Annotated in this window: 15 protein-coding genes; 8 read left to right on the forward strand and 7 right to left on the reverse strand. The window is 73.0% G+C overall.

Going from position 1 to position 17,340, the window contains the following annotated elements; all coding sequences use genetic code 11:
* Positions 1-15 precede the first annotated feature (15 nt).
* From O7612_RS21910 to O7612_RS21920, 3 genes are all read left to right on the forward strand, one after another.
* Positions 16-879: a DUF4397 domain-containing protein gene (locus O7612_RS21910; RefSeq protein WP_282266982.1), complete on the forward strand. Its 864-nt coding sequence runs from the start codon at positions 16-18 to the stop codon at positions 877-879.
* The gene (locus O7612_RS21915) at positions 876-1,691 is read left to right on the forward strand and encodes a class F sortase (RefSeq protein ID WP_282266983.1); all 816 of its coding nucleotides are present in this window, start codon (positions 876-878) and stop codon (positions 1,689-1,691) included. Before O7612_RS21910 ends, O7612_RS21915 begins: the two co-directional genes overlap by 4 nt.
* Before the next feature lie 104 nt (positions 1,692-1,795).
* Entirely contained in the window at positions 1,796-2,743 is a 948-nt protein-coding gene (locus O7612_RS21920) for a threonine/serine dehydratase (RefSeq protein ID WP_282266984.1), read from the forward strand.
* Between the two features lie 368 nt (positions 2,744-3,111).
* On the opposite strand, the gene O7612_RS21925 is transcribed toward O7612_RS21920, so the two are convergent.
* Entirely contained in the window at positions 3,112-3,465 is a 354-nt protein-coding gene (locus O7612_RS21925; RefSeq protein ID WP_282266985.1) for a DUF2203 domain-containing protein, read from the reverse strand.
* 417 nt (positions 3,466-3,882) lie between these two features.
* Here O7612_RS21925 and O7612_RS21930 point away from each other — a divergent pair, with 417 nt between their 5' ends.
* The gene (locus O7612_RS21930) at positions 3,883-4,716 is read left to right on the forward strand and encodes an exonuclease domain-containing protein (RefSeq protein ID WP_282266987.1); all 834 of its coding nucleotides are present in this window, start codon (positions 3,883-3,885) and stop codon (positions 4,714-4,716) included.
* A gap of 33 nt (positions 4,717-4,749) precedes the next feature.
* Here the strand turns inward: O7612_RS21930 and O7612_RS21935 are convergent, their stop codons facing one another.
* Complete coding sequence (locus O7612_RS21935) at positions 4,750-6,198, reverse strand: FAD-binding oxidoreductase (RefSeq protein WP_282266988.1); 1,449 nt, start codon at positions 6,196-6,198, stop codon at positions 4,750-4,752.
* A 323-nt stretch (positions 6,199-6,521) separates the two neighbouring features.
* Between O7612_RS21935 and O7612_RS21940 the strand changes: the two genes are divergently transcribed.
* Positions 6,522-7,997, forward strand: coding sequence for a helix-turn-helix transcriptional regulator (locus tag O7612_RS21940; protein ID WP_282266989.1), 1,476 nt, complete (start codon positions 6,522-6,524; stop codon positions 7,995-7,997).
* Complete coding sequence (locus O7612_RS21945) at positions 7,978-8,514, forward strand: NUDIX hydrolase (protein WP_282266990.1); 537 nt, start codon at positions 7,978-7,980, stop codon at positions 8,512-8,514. Before O7612_RS21940 ends, O7612_RS21945 begins: the two co-directional genes overlap by 20 nt.
* Positions 8,515-8,857: 343 nt before the next feature.
* Here O7612_RS21945 and proC read toward each other — a convergent pair whose 3' ends face one another.
* From proC to O7612_RS21965, 4 genes are all read right to left on the reverse strand, one after another.
* Positions 8,858-9,676 (reverse strand): pyrroline-5-carboxylate reductase, encoded by an 819-nt coding sequence (gene proC, locus O7612_RS21950; protein WP_282266991.1) that lies wholly within the window; start codon positions 9,674-9,676, stop codon positions 8,858-8,860.
* Positions 9,677-9,757: 81 nt separating this feature from the next.
* A complete protein-coding gene (locus O7612_RS21955; RefSeq protein ID WP_067313555.1) occupies positions 9,758-10,786 on the reverse strand; it encodes a 6-phosphofructokinase in 1,029 nt (342 codons plus the stop codon).
* 177 nt (positions 10,787-10,963) lie between these two features.
* On the reverse strand, positions 10,964-11,467 hold the full coding sequence (locus tag O7612_RS21960; RefSeq protein ID WP_282266992.1) for a pyridoxamine 5'-phosphate oxidase family protein: 504 nt from the start codon (positions 11,465-11,467) through the stop codon (positions 10,964-10,966).
* Positions 11,468-11,518: 51 nt separating this feature from the next.
* Positions 11,519-12,031: a polyadenylate-specific 3'-exoribonuclease AS gene (locus O7612_RS21965; RefSeq protein WP_282266993.1), complete on the reverse strand. Its 513-nt coding sequence runs from the start codon at positions 12,029-12,031 to the stop codon at positions 11,519-11,521.
* A gap of 284 nt (positions 12,032-12,315) precedes the next feature.
* Between O7612_RS21965 and O7612_RS21970 the strand changes: the two genes are divergently transcribed.
* A complete protein-coding gene (locus O7612_RS21970; protein ID WP_282266994.1) occupies positions 12,316-13,008 on the forward strand; it encodes a Crp/Fnr family transcriptional regulator in 693 nt (230 codons plus the stop codon).
* Positions 13,009-13,228: 220 nt separating this feature from the next.
* Here the strand turns inward: O7612_RS21970 and O7612_RS21975 are convergent, their stop codons facing one another.
* Positions 13,229-13,495 (reverse strand): hypothetical protein, encoded by a 267-nt coding sequence (locus O7612_RS21975; protein ID WP_282266995.1) that lies wholly within the window; start codon positions 13,493-13,495, stop codon positions 13,229-13,231.
* Between the two features lie 98 nt (positions 13,496-13,593).
* On the opposite strand from O7612_RS21975, the gene O7612_RS21980 reads away from it, so the two are divergent.
* Positions 13,594-17,244: an adenylate/guanylate cyclase domain-containing protein gene (locus O7612_RS21980; RefSeq protein WP_282266996.1), complete on the forward strand. Its 3,651-nt coding sequence runs from the start codon at positions 13,594-13,596 to the stop codon at positions 17,242-17,244.
* Positions 17,245-17,340 lie beyond the last annotated feature (96 nt).

Here is a 17,340-nt window from a genome sequence, read left to right on the forward strand (position 1 = left end):
CACTTCGGAGGCGAGATGCCCCAGCTCCGTACCGCACCGCGCCGACTGTTGGCCGCCGCCGGCACCCTGCTGCTCGGGGCGGCGGTGGCCACCGCCGGTGCCGCGCCGGCCACCGCCGCGGCCGGTGACGTCGGTTACGTCCGGCTCGCCCACCTCTCCCCCGACACCCCGGCCGTGGACGTCTACCTCTCCGCCGCCGGCAACCCGACGCCGCAGGTCTTCCCCGCCGTCGGCTACGGCGTCGTCTCCCGCTACCTGCCCCTGGCCGCCGGCCGGTACGCGGTGGCGATGCGGCAGGCCGGCGCCCCGGCCAGCGAGCCGCCGGTGCTCACCACCGAGGTGGCCGTCGACGCGGGCCGGGCGTACACGGTGGCCGGGGTGGGTCGGTACGCCGACCTGGGCCTGCGGGTGCTCGCCGACGACCTCAGCGCCCCGGCGGCCGGGCGGGCGAAGGTGCGGATCGTCCAGGCCTCGGTACGCGCCCCGGTGGTCGACGTGACGGCCGACGGCGGCCCGACCATCGCCGACGCCGTCCGGTTCGCCACCACCACCGACTACCACCAGATGGAGCCGGGCCGCTGGCGGCTGCGCCTCGGCGGTGGCAGCGGGCCGACCACCGACGCCGAGGTGACCCTCACCGGTGGGCGGGTCTACTCGCTGCTGGTGCTCGACGGCAAGCGGGGCGGTCTCACCACCGAGCTGCGCGAGGACGCCCGCGACGGTGGGGTCGCGCCGGCCGGTGGGGTGCCGGCGGGGGCCGGCGGGCTGGTCGGCGGCGGGCTCGGGGCGTACCCGAAGGTGGTCGGCGGGCTGGCCGCAGGGGCCGTGCTGGTGGGCACGACGGTGCTGGTGCGGCGTCGGCGGCGGCCGGTCTGGTGACCAGACCCGGCTTCGCGATCCGGCGGCACCGCGCCCGACCGGCACCGGCTGCCCTGGTCGCCCTCGGGGCGGCGCTCTGCCTCGCCGCCGGCACCGGTGTCGGCCTGGCCGCCGACATCCGTTCCGGCCCCGCCGCCCATCCCGGCCCGGCGGACGACCCCGCCCGCTACCCCGGCTCCGCGCCCTCTCCCGGCCCCGCCGCCTACCCCGGCCCGGCGGACGGTGCCACCGTCGATTCCGGCCCGGCGGACGGTGCCGGCCCCGCCGCCGGCTCCGGGGACTGGCGGCCCGGCTGCACCGCCGGTTGCGCCACCGCAGCCGGCACCCTCCCCGGCGTGCCGACACCACCCACCCGGGTACGGGTGGCCCGGATCGGCGTCGACTCCACGCTCACCGCGCTCGGCCTGGACCGGGCCGGCACCCTGGTCCCGCCGGCCGACTTCACCCGGGCCGGCTGGTACGGCGGCGGGCCGGCACCGGGCGACCCCGGACCGGCGGTGATCGCCGGCCACCTGGACTCGCGGCGCGGCCCGGCCGTCTTCGCCCGCCTCGGCGAGCTGCGCCCCGGCGACCGGATCGAGGTGTGGCGCGGCGACCGCCGGGTGACGTTCCGGGTCACCGGCGCGCTGCGTACCCCCAAGGACGCCTTCCCCACCGCCACCGTGTACGGCCCGACGCCCGGCCCCGAGCTGCGACTGATCACCTGCGGCGGTGATTTCGACCGGCGGGTGCGGCACTACCGGGACAACGTGGTGGTCTTCGCGGTCGCCGACCCGCCGGCCGACCCCCTCCCCCGCTCCGCCGCCGGCTGACCCCTTCCCCGCCGCCGGCACTCCTTTCCCCACTCCGCCGCCGGCCGATCCCTTCCCCCGCTCCGCCGCCGGCTGACCCCGGACCGGTCGGCTAGGCTCCGGCAGTGCGACTGACCAGCCTGGAGGACGTTCTGGCCGCCGAGCGTCGGCTGGCCGGACGGATCGTCCGGACCCCTCTGCTGCCCTGTCCACAGCTCGGCGACGAGTACGGGCTCGACATCGCGGTGAAGGCGGAGAACCTCCAGCACACCGGGAGCTTCAAGGTCCGGGGCGCACTGAACGCGCTGCTCGCCCTGGCCGAGCGGCAGGCGGTCCCCGCCGGGCTGACCGCCTTCTCCGCCGGCAACCACGCCATGGCGGTGGCCTTCGCCGGTCGCACCTTCGGTCTACCCACCGTCGTCTGCATGCCCCCGAACGCGGTACCCACCAAGATCGAGGCGGTCCGCCGCTGGGGCGGTGAGGTGGTGCTCACCGACGACCTGCTCGCCACCTGCGAGCAGATCACCGCCGAGCGCGGCTACCACCTCCTGCCGCCGTTCGACGACCCGGACGTCATCGCCGGCCAGGCCACCCTGGGGCGGGAACTGCTGGCCGACGGCCCGCCGCCGGACCTGGTGCTGGTCCCGGTCGGTGGGGGCGGACTGATCAGCGGGGTGGCCACCGCCGTCCGGGCGGCCGTCCCGACGGCCCGGATCGTCGGCGTCGAGCCGGCCACCGCCAACGTCGTCGGGTACGCGTTGCGCGGCAACGGCGCCACCCCCGCGACCCGACCGGTCTCGATGGCCGACGGACTGGCCGCCCCGTTCGCCGGCCGACTCACCCTGGCCCACGTCCGGGAACTGGTGGACGACCTGGTCGAGGTCACCGAGGCGGACATCCGGACCGCCTGGTGGGACCTGATGGCGGCCACCCGACTGCTGCTCGAACCGGCGTCGGCGGTCACCCTCGCCGCGCTGCGCACCGGGCGGGTGGAGGTCGCTCCAGGCACCCGGACCATCCTGGTGCTCAGTGGCGGCAACGTCTCCCCCACCATGCTGGCCACCCTGCCCTGACCCTCTCCCGTCCCCCGGGCTCGGCCCCGCTCCGACGGACCCACCGACCCAGCTCGGGCGCATCCACCAGCCCAGCTCCGGCGCGGCCCGGAAGGCTCCGCCCCGCCCCAGCGCGCCCTGGCCCGACTACCGGTGCCCCCCGGCCCGACCCGCCCCCGAGTATCGCCCGACCAGCTCCCACACGACCCGGCCTCACCACCCCCGGCCCCGGCTGGCTCCGACGCGGCCCGCCCTGACTCCGAGCGTCGCGCGATCTTGGAGTTCTGGTGCCAGCTTCACGGGATTATGACCCGTTCTGCGTCCACCACAACTCCATGATCGACACGGTGGGGGGTGGGGGGCGGGCGGAGGAGGTGGGGTGGGTGGGGTTAGCGGATGGGGCGGCGGCCGGCGAAGCCGCACTCGACGCGGTGGTACCAGCGCACGTCGGGGTCGCCCTCCAGCCAGCACCAGAGCACCGCCCGGCCCTCGTGTTCGCCGGGGAAGTCGAGCAGCACCGGGGCGATCCCCTTGACCTGGATGTCGTGCGAGTTCAGGTCCTCCAGCACGCCGTGCAGCCGGGCCTCCAGGGCCTTGACCTCGGCCCGGCCGCCCAGCGCCGACATTCCACCGCCGGCCAGGTCGGCCCGCAGCTCGGCCAGGTCGGCCCGGATGCCGATCAACTCGTCGATGCGGGGGTGCAGGGTGGCGACCAGGTACCGCGCCTGGGCGAGAGTGAACACCGGGCCAGTATGGGGCACCCGCGCGATCCGTACCGACCCGTCCGCCGGCTTCGGTCGGCCCGGTGGACCGATGCCGGCCCCCTGCCGCATGCGCCGCACAGCGTGCGCTGCCTGGCTGTGTGACCGAGTCGTCGCCTGACCGCGTGGTCGGGCCGCCGGATGGCCGGGCTGTCGAGTAGCCGTGTCGCCTTGTCGTCAGCGGAGTTGCCCGCGTCGCTGTCGGTGCCGACCGGCCGCCGGGTGCGGGCGGTGGGCGGCCGGCACCGACAGTCCATAAAGGTCTTAGGGTGATCCGGCCGGCGGGTGCGGGCGAGGTGACCGGTGACTCAGGATCTTGGAGCGCGGCTCCCCGCGCCCCGCGCTCCGACGCCCGTACCCGTCGGAGGCGTCCGCACGACCGAACCAGGAGTCCCCATCGTGATCAACAAGTACCCCGGCACCTGTGGCACCTGCCGAGGCCGGGTGGAGGCCGGGGCCGGACAGGCGCTCAAGCTCGGCGCCGGCTGGACCACGTACCACGACGACTGCGCGCCGGTGGAGACGGCGCCGCCGCCGGGTACCCACCGTGGGTGGCACCACCTGCCGGTGGTGGGCTTCGACATCGAGACCACCGGCAACGAGCCGTTGGACGCCCGGATCGTCTCCGCCGCGCTGGTGTACTCCGACGGTACGACCAGGCGGTGGCTGGTGAACCCGGGGGTGCCGATCCCGCCCCGCACCACCGAGATCCACGGCATCACCGACGAGATGGTGCGCAGCGACGGAAGGCCGGCCAGTGAGGCGCTGGCCGAGCTGGGCACGGCCGTCGGGAAGGTGATCGCCGACGGCACGCCGCTCGTCGCCTTCTGCGCCCACTTCGACGTCACGACGTTGCACGCCGAGCTGGCCCGGCACGCCCTGCCGTCGCTGGACTGGGACCGCGCGGTCATCATCGACCCCTCGATCCTGCACCAGGAGGTCGAACCCCACCGGTTCGTCGGCCGGCAACTCGGTGAGCTGTGCAGGTACTACGAAGTGACCCTCGGCTCCGCCCACGACGCCACGAGCGACGCCCGCGCCGCCGTCGGGATGGCGCTGTCGATCGCGGCCCGGCACGAGCGGATCGCCCGGATGCTCCCCGACGACCTCCACCGGGCGCAGGTCACCTGGTACGCCGCACAGAAGCGCAAGCTCCAGGCGTACTTCGACCGGCAGGGCCGCGACGAGCGGGTCAGCCTGGAGTGGCCGCTGGAGACCAGGCGACGCGGATAGCACGGTGGTCGGCCTGGAAACCCGACGGGCCGCTCAGGCAACAGGCCCGGTCGGCAGGTGGATGCGGTCGGCCGGCACCCCGGCGGCGAGCAGCCGCAGCCGTGACCCGGCCAGCATCGGCGGCGGCCCACACAGGTGGACCTCCTGACCGGGCCGGTAATGGTCCAGCGCGACGGTCAACGCGTCGCCGCGCTCCCCCGCCCCGGCCAACGGGTCGTGCGAGAACGCCGGCACCAGGGTCAGCCAGTCGTGGGCGCACTGGAGCTTGTCGAGACTGATCGCGTCGTAGAGGTCGGTGAAGGTGCGTGCGCCGACAACCAGGGTCACCCGCCGCCCGGCCGGCGCTGCGGCGACCTGCTCGACGAGGGCGCGCAGCGGCGCGAGGCCGGTGCCCCCGGCCACCAGCAGCAGGTCCGCCCGCGAGGCGGGGTCGAGGCCCAGCCCGACGTCGTGCGGCGGGCCCAGCCAGAGCGGGTCGCCGGGGCGTACCGCGTGGACCAGGGCGCGGGATACTGCGCCGACCGCCCGGACGTGCAGTTCGACGGTGCCGTCGGGGCGCGGGGCGTTGGCCGGCGAGTACCAGCGCCACCGGCCGGGCCAGCGCGGGGTGCAGACCGGCACCGCCTGGCCGGGGCGGAACGGCAGGCGTCGCCACGGGCGTACGGTCAGAATGGCGACGCCGTCGGCGGGCCGGTCGTGGTCGATCACCTCGGCCGGCCACCAGGCCGGGCCACCACCGGCCCGCGCCACGGCGGGGGTCACCGCCGCCGACGCCCGCCGGGCGGCCACAGCCCAGGCCGCCGCCAGCTCCGGCGTCCCGGGCGCGTGCCGGGCGACGGTGGCGGTCAGCGCGGCCTCGACGGCCGCCTGGTGCGGCAGCAGCCGGTGGCGGCGGTAGGCGTGGCCGAGCACGGCCAGCAGCGCCGCCCGGCCGGCCGGGTCGTCGCCGCCGCTGGCGAGCCGCCCCAGCGCGGCGAGGAACACGGCCGCCTCCCGCTCCGGCAACCGCCCCGGGCAGCGCTCCTCGACCGCGCACCAGAAGTCGTCGGCCGCCGCGCGGGCGTACCGCAGGGTGGTGGACCACGAGGTGGCCAGGTTGGTGGACCACGAGGTGGCCAGGGTGGTGGACCACGCGCCGGCCTCGTCGGCGAAGGCCCGCCGGGCCGCGTCCACCGCGCCGGCCGGCACGTCCAGCGCCCACAGCACCCCGGCCAGGTAGTCGACCACCCGCCGGTGCTGCTCCTCGGTCAGGCCCAGGCCGCGCCACGCCCCGACCGCCGGCCGGGCGATGTCCCCCGCCGGCCCGCCGAGCGCCACCGTGAGGATCAGCGCCAGGTGCCCGGCGAGCCGGACCCGATCAACCCCGATGAGGTACGACGCCAGCTCGGCGTCCGCCGCCACCAGCCACAGCCACCGGGCCACCGCGTCGCGCACCCCCGCCGACCCGAGCGCTTCCAAGGGGTACGGCCCGAGCCCGGTCACGCCCGAATCCAGGTGAAGTCGTCAAGCACCGCCGCCATGGCACGCCCTTCCGTCGAGATCGCGAAGTGGAACGGCACCGGGGCGGGCGGGGCGGCGCAGACGCGATGGGGGCCGCGCCCCGCCGGAACCCAGCACCCGCCCCGGGCCATGCCGACAGATTCGCGGCACGCGAGGGCTACGGGTATGACTGCCGACAGGTGACCGATATGCACGTCGCCGAAAAGCATGATCCTTCGATATGCACACGGCGTATACCAGGTGCTCACACAGCGAGTTAGATGGATAGGCTCAGCGCAGCCCATGATGGACGGAGAGGCCGGACCATGGCGAAATCGCCGGGACGTGACGCAAACTGCCCCCGCTGCGGCGGGAGGCTCGCCCTCGACAACACCAGTGGGCGCTGTGGCCCCTGCCAGGCGGCCGAACGGAACCGCGTTGCCTCACCGCCTGCCCTGCCCGCCTCCTTCTGGGACGATGGCCCCATCCGGCAAGCGCTGGCCGAACGTCACTTGGGGCGGGCCATCCGGGCCTATCGATGCCACCCGTACCATGGTCGTCACCCACTGCCGCAGGAGACGGTGGCCCGCTGGCTCGGCCTCTCGCAGGCCCAGCTCAGTCGGATCGAGAACGGGCCGGCGGTCGTCCACCTCGACCGCCTCGCGCACTGGGCACATCTCCTACAGGTCCCCGCTGCCCTGCTGTGGTTCGCGTTGCCCACTGATCATGGGAACGGCAGGTCCACCGGCATGCACGGCATGAGCAAGTCCAGCCTCAGATCAACGAGGAGCACCTGTGAGATCAACGTCAACGCGGCCTCGGCCGGCACCAGAATCCGCCAACAGCAGCCATCCAGGGACGAGCACCTGCACTTCGTACAGTCACTCCGACAGGCCGATCGCCGAGTAGGCGGAGGCCATCTGTACGCCGCTGTGACGGCTTACCTCGCGGGACGGATCGCCGAGCCGGCACCCTGCGGGACCACCGCACCAGAAAGGTCGGCAATCGCTGCCGCTGCCTCGCTCAACGAGATGGCCGGGTGGATGGCACACGACTCCGGTGCCGCAGGGCCAGCCCGCCGACACCTCGGCGAAGCCCTCACCCTGGCTGAGAGAAGCGATGACCACCAGCTCATAGCGCAGGTGCAGGCAGGGTTGAGTCATGTCGCCAGCCACGGCGGCGATGCGCACGAGGCGCTGTTGCACGCCCAGAACGGGCTCGAACGTCTTCGGCAGGCTCCGTCGAATGGTCGACTCCAAGCACGGCTCTTGGCCATGCAGGCACGTGCTTTCGCCATCGCCGGCCAGCCGGTCGAAGCCACCCGAGCGCTCTGCGAGGCGGAGGCGTCGTTGCACAGGCCGATCGTGGCCACATCGGAATGGTTGAGCCCTTTCGACATGACTTCGTTCGCCATCGAGGCCGCGCGCTGCCTCCTTCGCGTCGGTGATCTGTCCGAGTCCCAGCGCCGGCTTCAGGCCGCGCTGGCGCTCAGCCCGGCCGATCGGGTCAGAAGCCGCGCGCTGGCTCAGCTCATGCTGGTCACGGTTCTGCTCGGCAGGGGTCAGGTCGAGGAAGCATGCGCAGCAACCCATGTGGTCCTGGACGAGGTCGTGAGCCTCGGCTCCGGCGTCATCATCGATCAACTGCGGCACGCTTCGGTACTCTTCGGGTCGCACGCAAAGGCATGCACCGAGGTCCCGCCGCTCCTCGACCGTCTCCACGACACGATCCGCGAGCGATCATGGCTCGGCACGGTGGGTGCGCTACAGGCAGGAGCAGTCGGTGACGGACAACTCGGATGATCGCCCACTGTACGAGCGGGATCCGGTCGCGTGGCAGGCATACCTCGCGGAGGGGAACGCGAAGCAGGCCCGCAAGCGGGTCGGTGCAGACGTCCTCATCAGGGACGAGCAGGGCAATGTGCTACTCGTTAATCCCCGGTACAAGCCAGACTGGGATATTCCTGGCGGCATGGTGGAGGCCAACGAGGCTCCACATCAGGCTGCCGAACGCGAAGTGCAGGAAGAGCTGAGCATCTACCTACAAGTAGGGCGACTTCTGGTCGTCGACTGGGTGGCACCGCACGGCCCCTGGGACGACAGCCTGATGCTCATCTTCGACGGCGGAATTCTTGATGGCGACAGAGTATCGGCAATCCGGTTAGCGGAAAGCGAACTACTAGCGCACTCGTTCAGCTCTGCCGATTCCGCGAAAGCACTGCTCCGACCCTATGTCTGGAGCAGACTTAAGCATGCCATCGCCGCCGCCACTACAGAAAACTGCTACTACCTCCTCAATGGGGTAGCGACAGCTCAATAACAAATGCAGATTCCACGACCTGGATCACGTAGCCGCTGCTAGCAAAGAAGAAGTATCCTCAGCTACGGCAACGGCTCGTAATAGAAATCTACTCCAAAAAGCCCACCAGAGCCTGCCATATCCAGAACGACTTCATCCGTCGGGAACACCAATAGATATGACGGCGGATCCGCCGGAACCTGACACCTTGGCCAACCAACAAATGCTGTCGGAATGGGCGACCTCAAAAGGCTGAGCTCGCGGCGCACTCCAAGGATCGACCTCAGCATACTTTTTTGAAACCCCCGACAAGCACAAATACACCGGCTCGTCGACCTCCGCTGCCCAGCCGACCTACGGCCGGTCAGTCGGCCTGGGCGGCGAGTTCGCGGGCGCGGTCGCGGGCGGCTTCCAGCGCCGCCAGCAGCGCCGCGCGCACCCCGTGCTTCTCCAGCTCGCGGACGGCGGAGATGGTGGTGCCGGCCGGGGAGGTGACGGCCTCGCGGAGCTTGACCGGGTGTTCGCCGGAGTCGCGCAGCATCATGGCCGAGCCGATCGCGGTCTGCACGATCAGCTCGTGCGCCACCTGCCGGGGCAGGCCGAGCAAAATGCCCGCGTCGATCATGGCCTCGACCAGCAGGTAGAAGTAGGCCGGACCGGAGCCGGAGAGCGCGGTGACCGCGTCCTGCTGCGACTCGGGCACCCGCAGGGTCGCGCCGAGCGGGGCGAACATCTCCTCGGCCAGGGCCAGGTGTTCGCCGGTGGCGTGCGCGCCCGCCGAGATGGCGCTCATCGCCTGGTCGACCAGGGCCGGGGTGTTGGTCATCACCCGCACCACCGGGGTGCCCTCGGGCAGCCGGCGGCTGAAGAAGCTGGTGGGTAGCCCGGCGCAGAGCGAGACGACCAGCTTGTCGGCCGGCACCTTGGGGCCGATCTCGTCCAGCAGGGCACCCGCGTCCTGGGGTTTCACGGCGACCGCCAGCACCGCGGCCTCGTCGACCGCGGTCAGGTTGTCGACCACCCGTACGCCGTACCGGATGGCCAGTTCCTCGGCCCGCACGGGTCGGCGGGCGGTGGCCAGCAGCCGCTGCGCCGGCCAGCCGGACCGGAGCAGCCCGGAGAGCACCAGCTCGCCGATCTTTCCCGCCCCGATCACCGCGACGGTGTGCCTCGCCGACCCCATTGTCACCCTTCCGTCCCGTTCGCGATGGTCCCGCGTTCCGTGCCCCCGTCGACGGCGCGACGGGGGCACGGAACGGACGGGTCAGCTACCGAAGAAGACCTCGGCCTCGTCGTAACGCTCGATCGGGACGGTCTTCAGCTCGCGGGTGGCCTCGGCCAGCGGCACCCGGACGATGTCGGTGCTCTGCATCGCGACCATCTTGCCCCAGTCGCCCTCGTGGGCGGCGTCGATGGCCTGGAGGCCGAGCCGGGTGGCGAGCACCCGGTCGAACGCGGTCGGGGTGCCACCGCGCTGGATGTGCCCGAGCACGACGGTGCGGGCCTCCTTGCCGGTCTTCGCCTCCAGCTGCTCGGCGAGCCACTGGCCGATGCCGCCGAGGCGGACGTGCCCGAAGGCGTCCAGCTCCTGGTTGTGCAGGACCATCTGGCCGTCGAGCGGCTGGGCGCCCTCGGCGACCACGACGATCGGGGCGTACTGGTGCTGGAAGCGCTTCTCGACGTAGCCGGCGACCTGGTCGACGTCGAACTTGCGCTCGGGCAGCAGGATCACGTTGGCGCCGCCGGCGAGGCCGGCGTGCAGGGCGATCCAGCCGGCGTGCCGGCCCATCACCTCGACGACAAGGGTGCGGTGGTGGCTCTCCGCGGTGGTGTGCAGCCGGTCGATCGCCTCCATGGCGATGTTGACGGCGGTGTCGAAGCCGAAGGTGTAGTCGGTCGCGCCCAGGTCGTTGTCGATCGTCTTCGGCACGCCGACCACGTTGACGCCCAGCTCGTGGAGCTTGGTGGCGACACCCAGGGTGTCCTCGCCACCGATGGCGACCAGCGCGTCGACGCCCTGCGCGGCGAGGTTCTCCTTGATCCGCTCCACGCCGTTCTCGATCTTGAACGGGTTGGTGCGGGACGAGCCGAGGATGGTGCCGCCGCGCGGCAGGATGCCCCGCACCTCGGGGATGCCGAGCGGCTTGGACAGGCCCTCCAGCGGACCCTTCCACCCGTCCCGGAAACCTACGAACTCGTGACCGTAAGTAGCGACACCCTTACGGACGACCGCCCGGATGACCGCGTTGAGACCTGGGCAGTCGCCGCCGCCGGTGAGCACGCCGATACGCATGATCTGCTCATCCTCCTGGAACGTCAGGTGAAGCCCGGATAAGCCCCAGGATATGTGTCAGCTCAGACCATCGGCACCGTTGCCGGCCCGGGGCGGGCCGTCACTGCGCACTGTAGTCGGCGTAGGTGTACGCCGACACCGCGCCCCGACCGGTTCCGACCCCACCCCGGCTACCGGTCAGTAGCTGACCTCGTGGTTCTCCCCCACCGCCGGCGGCTTCCCGGTCACCGCCGCCTTGGCGAAGCCGAGCAGGTTGACCACCGTGCCACCGGGCGAGTCCCAGTACTCGGCCGAGCTGGCGTGCACCTTGATCAGGGTCAGTCCGGGGGTGTCCAGCCCGTCGGGGAACCAGGCGCGGAACACCGGGTTCCACAGCTGCTCGGCCCGGGACCGGTCGTACGCCTCCTGCGCCGTGCCGGAGACCGAGACCCAGGCGTGGTGCCGCTGGTCGGAGAAGGCGACGTTGACCTCCGGGTTGACCCGGAGCTGGCGCAGCTTGGCCGAGTCGGCGTAGGCGAAGAACCACAGGTCACCGTCGAACTCGGCGGCCTGGAGCGCCATCGGTCGACTGAGCAGCCGGCCGTCCACCCCGATCGTGGTCAACATGCAGATCCGGGCGTCCCGGATCAGCTCGGTCACCCGCCGCCGGGCGTCGGTGATGGTGGTCGCGTCGTCGGCCATGGCGCACTCCCTCGGATCGGCTCGCCGAACCGGTGCCCCGGACCACGCGGGTCAAACCTGCCGGTTGTCACCGGCTGTCATCGCCTGCCAGCGGGCCAGGTTGTGCCGGGCGTCGACCAGGGCGTCGTGCCGGTCGGCCGCCGCGTCGGGCAGCCGGGGACGACCCCGGTCGTCCCAGAGCTGCCGCAGCTCCTTGGTGAACCGGGGGATCTCCCGGGGCAGGGCCGGCATCGCCCCCCAGAGCTGGGCCAGCACCACGTGGTCGTAGGCGGCGTACCAGGCCCACAGCTCCAGCTGCTCGCCCGGCCGGTCCCGGACCGGCTCCAGCAGGAACTCGTACAGGTCGTCGCGGATCCGGCTCCGGGAGCGCCAGGCGCGGTCCGCCGGCGAGGGGAGCTTGTCCAGCACGTGACGACGGACCCAGGGCACGGCACGGGAGTCGTCGAACTCGGTGGAGACCGCGTAGAACTCGCGGCCGTACTCGTCGACGACACCGATCGACACGAGGTCGACGCTCCGGCCGTCCTCGATGAATTCGCAGTCGTAGAAGTAGCGGTAGACCATCGTCGTCCATCCTCGCCCACCGCCGGTGGCCGCGCCCGGGCGGGGGGTGGCCGTCCCGTAACCGCGCGGCGGGCCGAGCCGGGCGGGCCGACCGTCACCGCCGTACGCTGCGGCTCGGGAGTGTCACGGAAAGGTCTACGGGGGTGTACAGCAAGCGACTGGGCCGTCATGATCTGATGTGTACCGCTACCGGACGCCGAACCGGTGTCAGTTCACCTCGACAGGGCCGTCAGGGTTCACCCGGTGAGCGAAGTTGTGGTCCGTGACCGGGGAGGGGTGGGGCCGTGGAGATGCGCCTGCCGGAGCCGGGGGACGCCCTCACCGGGGTGGAGATGTTCGCGGGATTGGAGCCGGAGGTCCGCCAGCGGGTGATCGCTGCGGCCGTGCCGCGCACCTACCGCAAGGGCCAACTCCTCTTCGTCGAGAACGATCCCGGCGAGTCGCTGATCGTGTTGCGCCGCGGCGCGGTGGCGGTGTTCCGCACCGCGCCCACCGGGGAACGCGCCGTACTGTCGGTCATCCGACCACCCGACGTGCTGGGTGAGGTCTCCCTGCTGGACGCCTCGACCCGCTCGGCCTCGGCCGAGGCGATCGAGGACTGCGCCGCGCTCGCGCTGTCCCGGCCGGCCTTCATGGAGCTGGTCCACTCCAACCCGCGCATCCTGGACGCGGTGATGCGGTCGCTGGGTGGGCTGATCCGACGGCTCACCGAGCAGAACGCCGACCACGTCTTCCTCGACCTGCCCGGTCGGGTGGCCAAGACGCTGGTCCGGCTGGCCGGCGAGAGCCAGGCACCGATGATCACCATCGAGCTGAACCAGAGCCAGCTCGCCGAGATGGCCGGTGGTTCCCGGCAGAGCGTCAACCAGGCCATCGGCTCCTTCGCCAGCCGGGGCTGGCTGCGTACCGAGGGTCGCCGGATCGTGGTCACCGACGTGGCCGCGCTGCGTCGACGGGCCGGCATGACCGACCGCTGACCGGACCCGGCCACGGGTGGCCCGGCCACGGGTGGCCCGGCCACGGGTGGCCCGGCCACGGGTGGCCCGGCCACGGGTGGCCCGGCCACGGGTGGCCCGGCCACGGGTGGCCCGGCCACGGGTGGCCCGGCCACGGGTGGCCCGGCCACGGGTGGCCCGGCCACGACGACACGGACAGCGTGGCCGGCGGACCGAAGGGTCCACCGGCCACGCCGTACGGTCACTCTCCGCTGTCGTCCGCGGGCGGGGCGCTCGGTCCCGGCCCGATGTTCTCCGGGGGTGTGGTCGGCCCGGGGCCGATCTTCTGTGGCTTGGACGTCGAACCCGTGGTCGTGCCGGCGTCCGAGGTGGTCCGACTGTCGGGATTCTCCACCATGCCCTGTTCCTCCATCCTGGCCAGAGTGACCGCGTCGACGTCTACCGTCTCCCCCGGGGACCGGACGGTGCCGTCCGGATCGGTCCAGTAGGCGGACAAGCGCACCTGCACGGCACTCTCCTGACAGTGAGTTTTCCTCGTGAGGAACACTAGTGGCGGCCGCCCGGCCGCAGTGCCCAGCCACAGGTCGGGTACCCGACTGGCCGTCATTGCGGGATAATGGGATCTCCTCACGTACGGAGTTCGTCATCGACCTCAAGTGTGGACACTGCTCCCGGACGGCGGGACCGGACGACCGTTTCTGCGGCGGCTGCGGACAGGCGCTGACGCTCGGCTGTGCCTCCTGCGGGCACGCCAACACCCCCGAGGCCAACTTCTGCACCGACTGCGGGCAGCCGCTGCACGACCACGCGGTCACCGTGCAGGAGGACCGCCGCCAGGTCAGCGTGCTCTTCATCGACATCGTCGACTTCACCACCTACGCCGAACGGGCCGACCCGGAGCAGGCGCGCAGCCTCCAGCAGGCCTACTTCGCCACCGTCCGCAAGCTGGTCCACCAGTACGGCGGGGTGGTGGAGAAGTACATCGGGGACGCGGTGATGGCCCTCTTCGGTGCGCCGGTCGCCACCGACAACGACGCGCTACGCTGCGTACGGGCCGGTCTGGAGCTGCAACGCAGCCTGGCCCGGCAGGCCGCCGGACCGCAGCCGCCGCTGGGTTTCCGGGTCGGCGTGGCCACCGGTGAGGCGCTGGTGGACCTCTCCGCCACCCGCGACGGCGGGCAGGCCTTCGTCACCGGCGACGTGGTGAACACCGCCTCCCGGTTGCAGGCGCTCGCCCCGACCGGCGGGGTGGTCGTCGACGAGAGCACCTGGTCGGCCACCCGGCACGAGTTGGAGTACGTCGACCAGCCGTCGGTCACCCTGAAGGGACGCACGGCCGTCAGCCGGATCTGGCTGGCCGTCCGGGCCCGACCGCGCACCGACCCGCAGGCCACCGAGCTGACCCCGATGGTCGACCGGGAACACGAGCGGGGCCTGCTGGTCAGCGCCCTGCACCGTACGGTCAACGAGCGCACCTCCCAGCTGGTGACCGTCTTCGGCCCCGCCGGGGTGGGCAAGAGCCGGCTGCTGCGCGAGTTGTCCCGGCACGCCGCCAACCTGCCCGGCCACCGGGTCACCTGGCTGGTCGGGCAGTGCCCGCCGTTCGGCGAGAACGTCACGTACGCCGCGCTGGCGGACATCGTCAAGGCCTGGCTGGGGGCACCGGACACCGACGACCCGGAGCCGCTGCGCGACCGGCTGCGCCAGCGCCTCGACCAGCTCGGCGATCCGCCCGACCTCAGGTTGGCCGACGCGCTCGGACCGCTGCTGGGGGTCTCCGCGGGGCGGCTCAACCCGGGCGAGACCGGGGCCGCCTGGCGACGATTCCTGCTCGCCCTCGCCGGGCAGGGTCCGACCGTCCTGGTCTTCGAGGACATGCACTGGGCCGACCAGGCGATGCTCACCTTCGTCGAGCAGCTCGGCGCGGCGGCCCGGGGCGTACCGCTGCTGGTGGTGGCGACCGCGCGGCCGGAACTGCGGGAGCGGCAGCCGGCGTGGACCGGCATGATCAGCGGCGCGATGTCCATCTCGGTGCCGCCGATGCACGACGCGGACATCGACACCCTGTACTCCCTGCTGCTCGGCCAGGCCGCGTTGCCGGCGGCGGCCCGTATGCCGCTGATCGAGTTCGCCGACGGCAATCCGCTGTACGCCCAGGAGTACGCCCGGATGCTGATGGACGGCGGGCTGCTGGACCCGACCGCCCGGTTCGACCCGGCCGGCACCTCCGACATGCCGCGCACGGTCCAGGCGGTCATCGCCAACCGGCTCGACCTGCTCGACCCGGCCGACCGGGCGGTACTCCAGGCCGCCGCCGTGGTCGGGATGCAGTTCTGGCCGGCGCCGGTGGCGACCGCCGTGGGTCGTACGGTCGGGTGGGTCAAGCGGGCGCTGGACCGGTTGCAGCGCCGGGACATGGTCTTCGAGCTGCCCACGTCCACGATGACCGGCCAGCCGGAGTACCGGTTCCGGCACATCCTGGTCCGCGACGTGTGTTACCAACGGCTGCCCCGGGCGGAACGGGTGCTGCGGCACCAGCGCACGGCCGACTGGCTGGCCCAGCGCGCCGACGCCGGGCAGCAGGACCTGGCCGAGACACTGGCCAACCACCGTTGGGCCGCCCACGAGATCGCCCGGACCGTCGGGCTGGACCCGACCCCGTACGCGACGGCGGCCCGGACCGCGTTGCACCGGGCCGCCCGCCGGGCCAACGCGCTGCACGCCCTGGACAACGCGGCGACGCTGGTCGACCGGGCGCTCGCGATCGGCGGGGAACCCGACCCGGGGCTGGAGCTGTTCGCCGCCCAGCTCGCCCTGTTCCGCGACGGGGACGCGTTCCTGGTCGACGGTGGCCCGCAGACGTTGACCGGGCTGGTCGACCGGTTGACCGCCGCCGGGGACCGTGCCGGCGCGGCCCGCGCCTGGACCCTGCTCGCCACGGCCGCCTGGAGCCGGGCCGACCGGGCCGAGACGCTGCGCTGCCTGGACCGGGCCAACGAGATCTACGCCGAGCTGCCGGAGTCCGAGGACAAGGCGGAGGCGTTGTTGGAACTGGCCCGGGTCCGGATGCTCAACTTCGAGACCGAGCCGGCCTGCGCGGCGGCCCTCTCGGCGGCCGGGCTGGCCGAGCGGCTGGTGCTTCCCGAGGTACGGGCCAACGCCCGGATCACCCTGGCGGTGGCCCGCTATCTGGCCGGCGAGCAGCAGGCGTACGCGGAGCTGAGCGAGGTGGCCGAAGACTGCCGGACCGGCCGGCTGGCCTGTCGGGGGCGGGCGGTGCAGAACCTCGCCTGGGCGGCCCAGGAGGAGGGCGACCTGGCCCGGTCGGCCCGGCTGGTCGACGAACAGCGCTCGCTGGACCTGGCCGGCGGGCACGGCGTGGCGACCAGTTTCGCCGACCAGTGGGCGCGGGCGTACTACGCCGGCGACTGGGTGGCGGCGCTGGAGATGGCCGCCGAGTCGACCCGGCGGCCGACCGCCGAGTGGGACCTGCACATCGTGGCGATCTCGGGGTGGATGCGGGCGCTGAGCGCCGGGGGCCGGCCGGCCGGCGGGGTGTCCCGACCCGCGCCGGGCGATGCCGGTCCGGCCGACGGGGCGACCGACGCCGGGACGGGCAACGGCGGGGTGGGCGACGGCGGCCCGGCCGACGACGGGACGGGCGACGACGGGACGGGCGACGACGGGACGGGCGGTCCCGACCTGGTGGCCAAGGCCCTGGTCGCCGCGCGACGCAGTGGTTTCCACCGGGTGCTGCGTTCGACGCTGGCGCACGCCGCGCTCTGCCGGGCCGTCGGGGGCCGGCCCGACGAGGCGATGCGGCTGCTGGTGGAACTGGCCGAGGACTGGAGGCGGACCCGGATGATCCCGTTCGCCGAGTGGGTGCCGGCGGTGGGTCACGTCGCCGCGGTGCTCGGCCCGGACGCCGCCCGGCTGGTCCACGACCTGCTCGACCGGTCCGCCCGGATGACCCCCTGGGCGGTGGCCGCCGGACAGGTCGCCGAGGCCACCCTGGCGACGGCCGCCGGGGACGCCCACCGGGCCGCCCGGTTGTTGGCGACGGCGGCGGACAGCTACGCCCGGATGACCGACACCACCGACCACGTGCTGACCACCGCGCTGTCGGTTCCGGCGCTGGCCGTCGCCGATCCGGCCCGGGCGGCGGTCGCCCTCGACCGGGTACGCGACTTCGCCGACCGCTCCGGCATGCCCGGCCTGCTCCGGCTGGCAGCCCCCGCGACGGCCGCCCGACGCTGACCCGTCGTCCCCCGACACCCACCGGTCCTTCCCGCCGTCGGTCGCCCGACGCCGACCCGCCCTCGCCCGCCGATCCGGTGGGGCGGTCACCCGACG

Source organism: Micromonospora sp. WMMD987 (assembly GCF_029581435.1).
GTDB classification, from domain to species: Bacteria; Actinomycetota; Actinomycetes; order Mycobacteriales; family Micromonosporaceae; genus Micromonospora; species Micromonospora rifamycinica.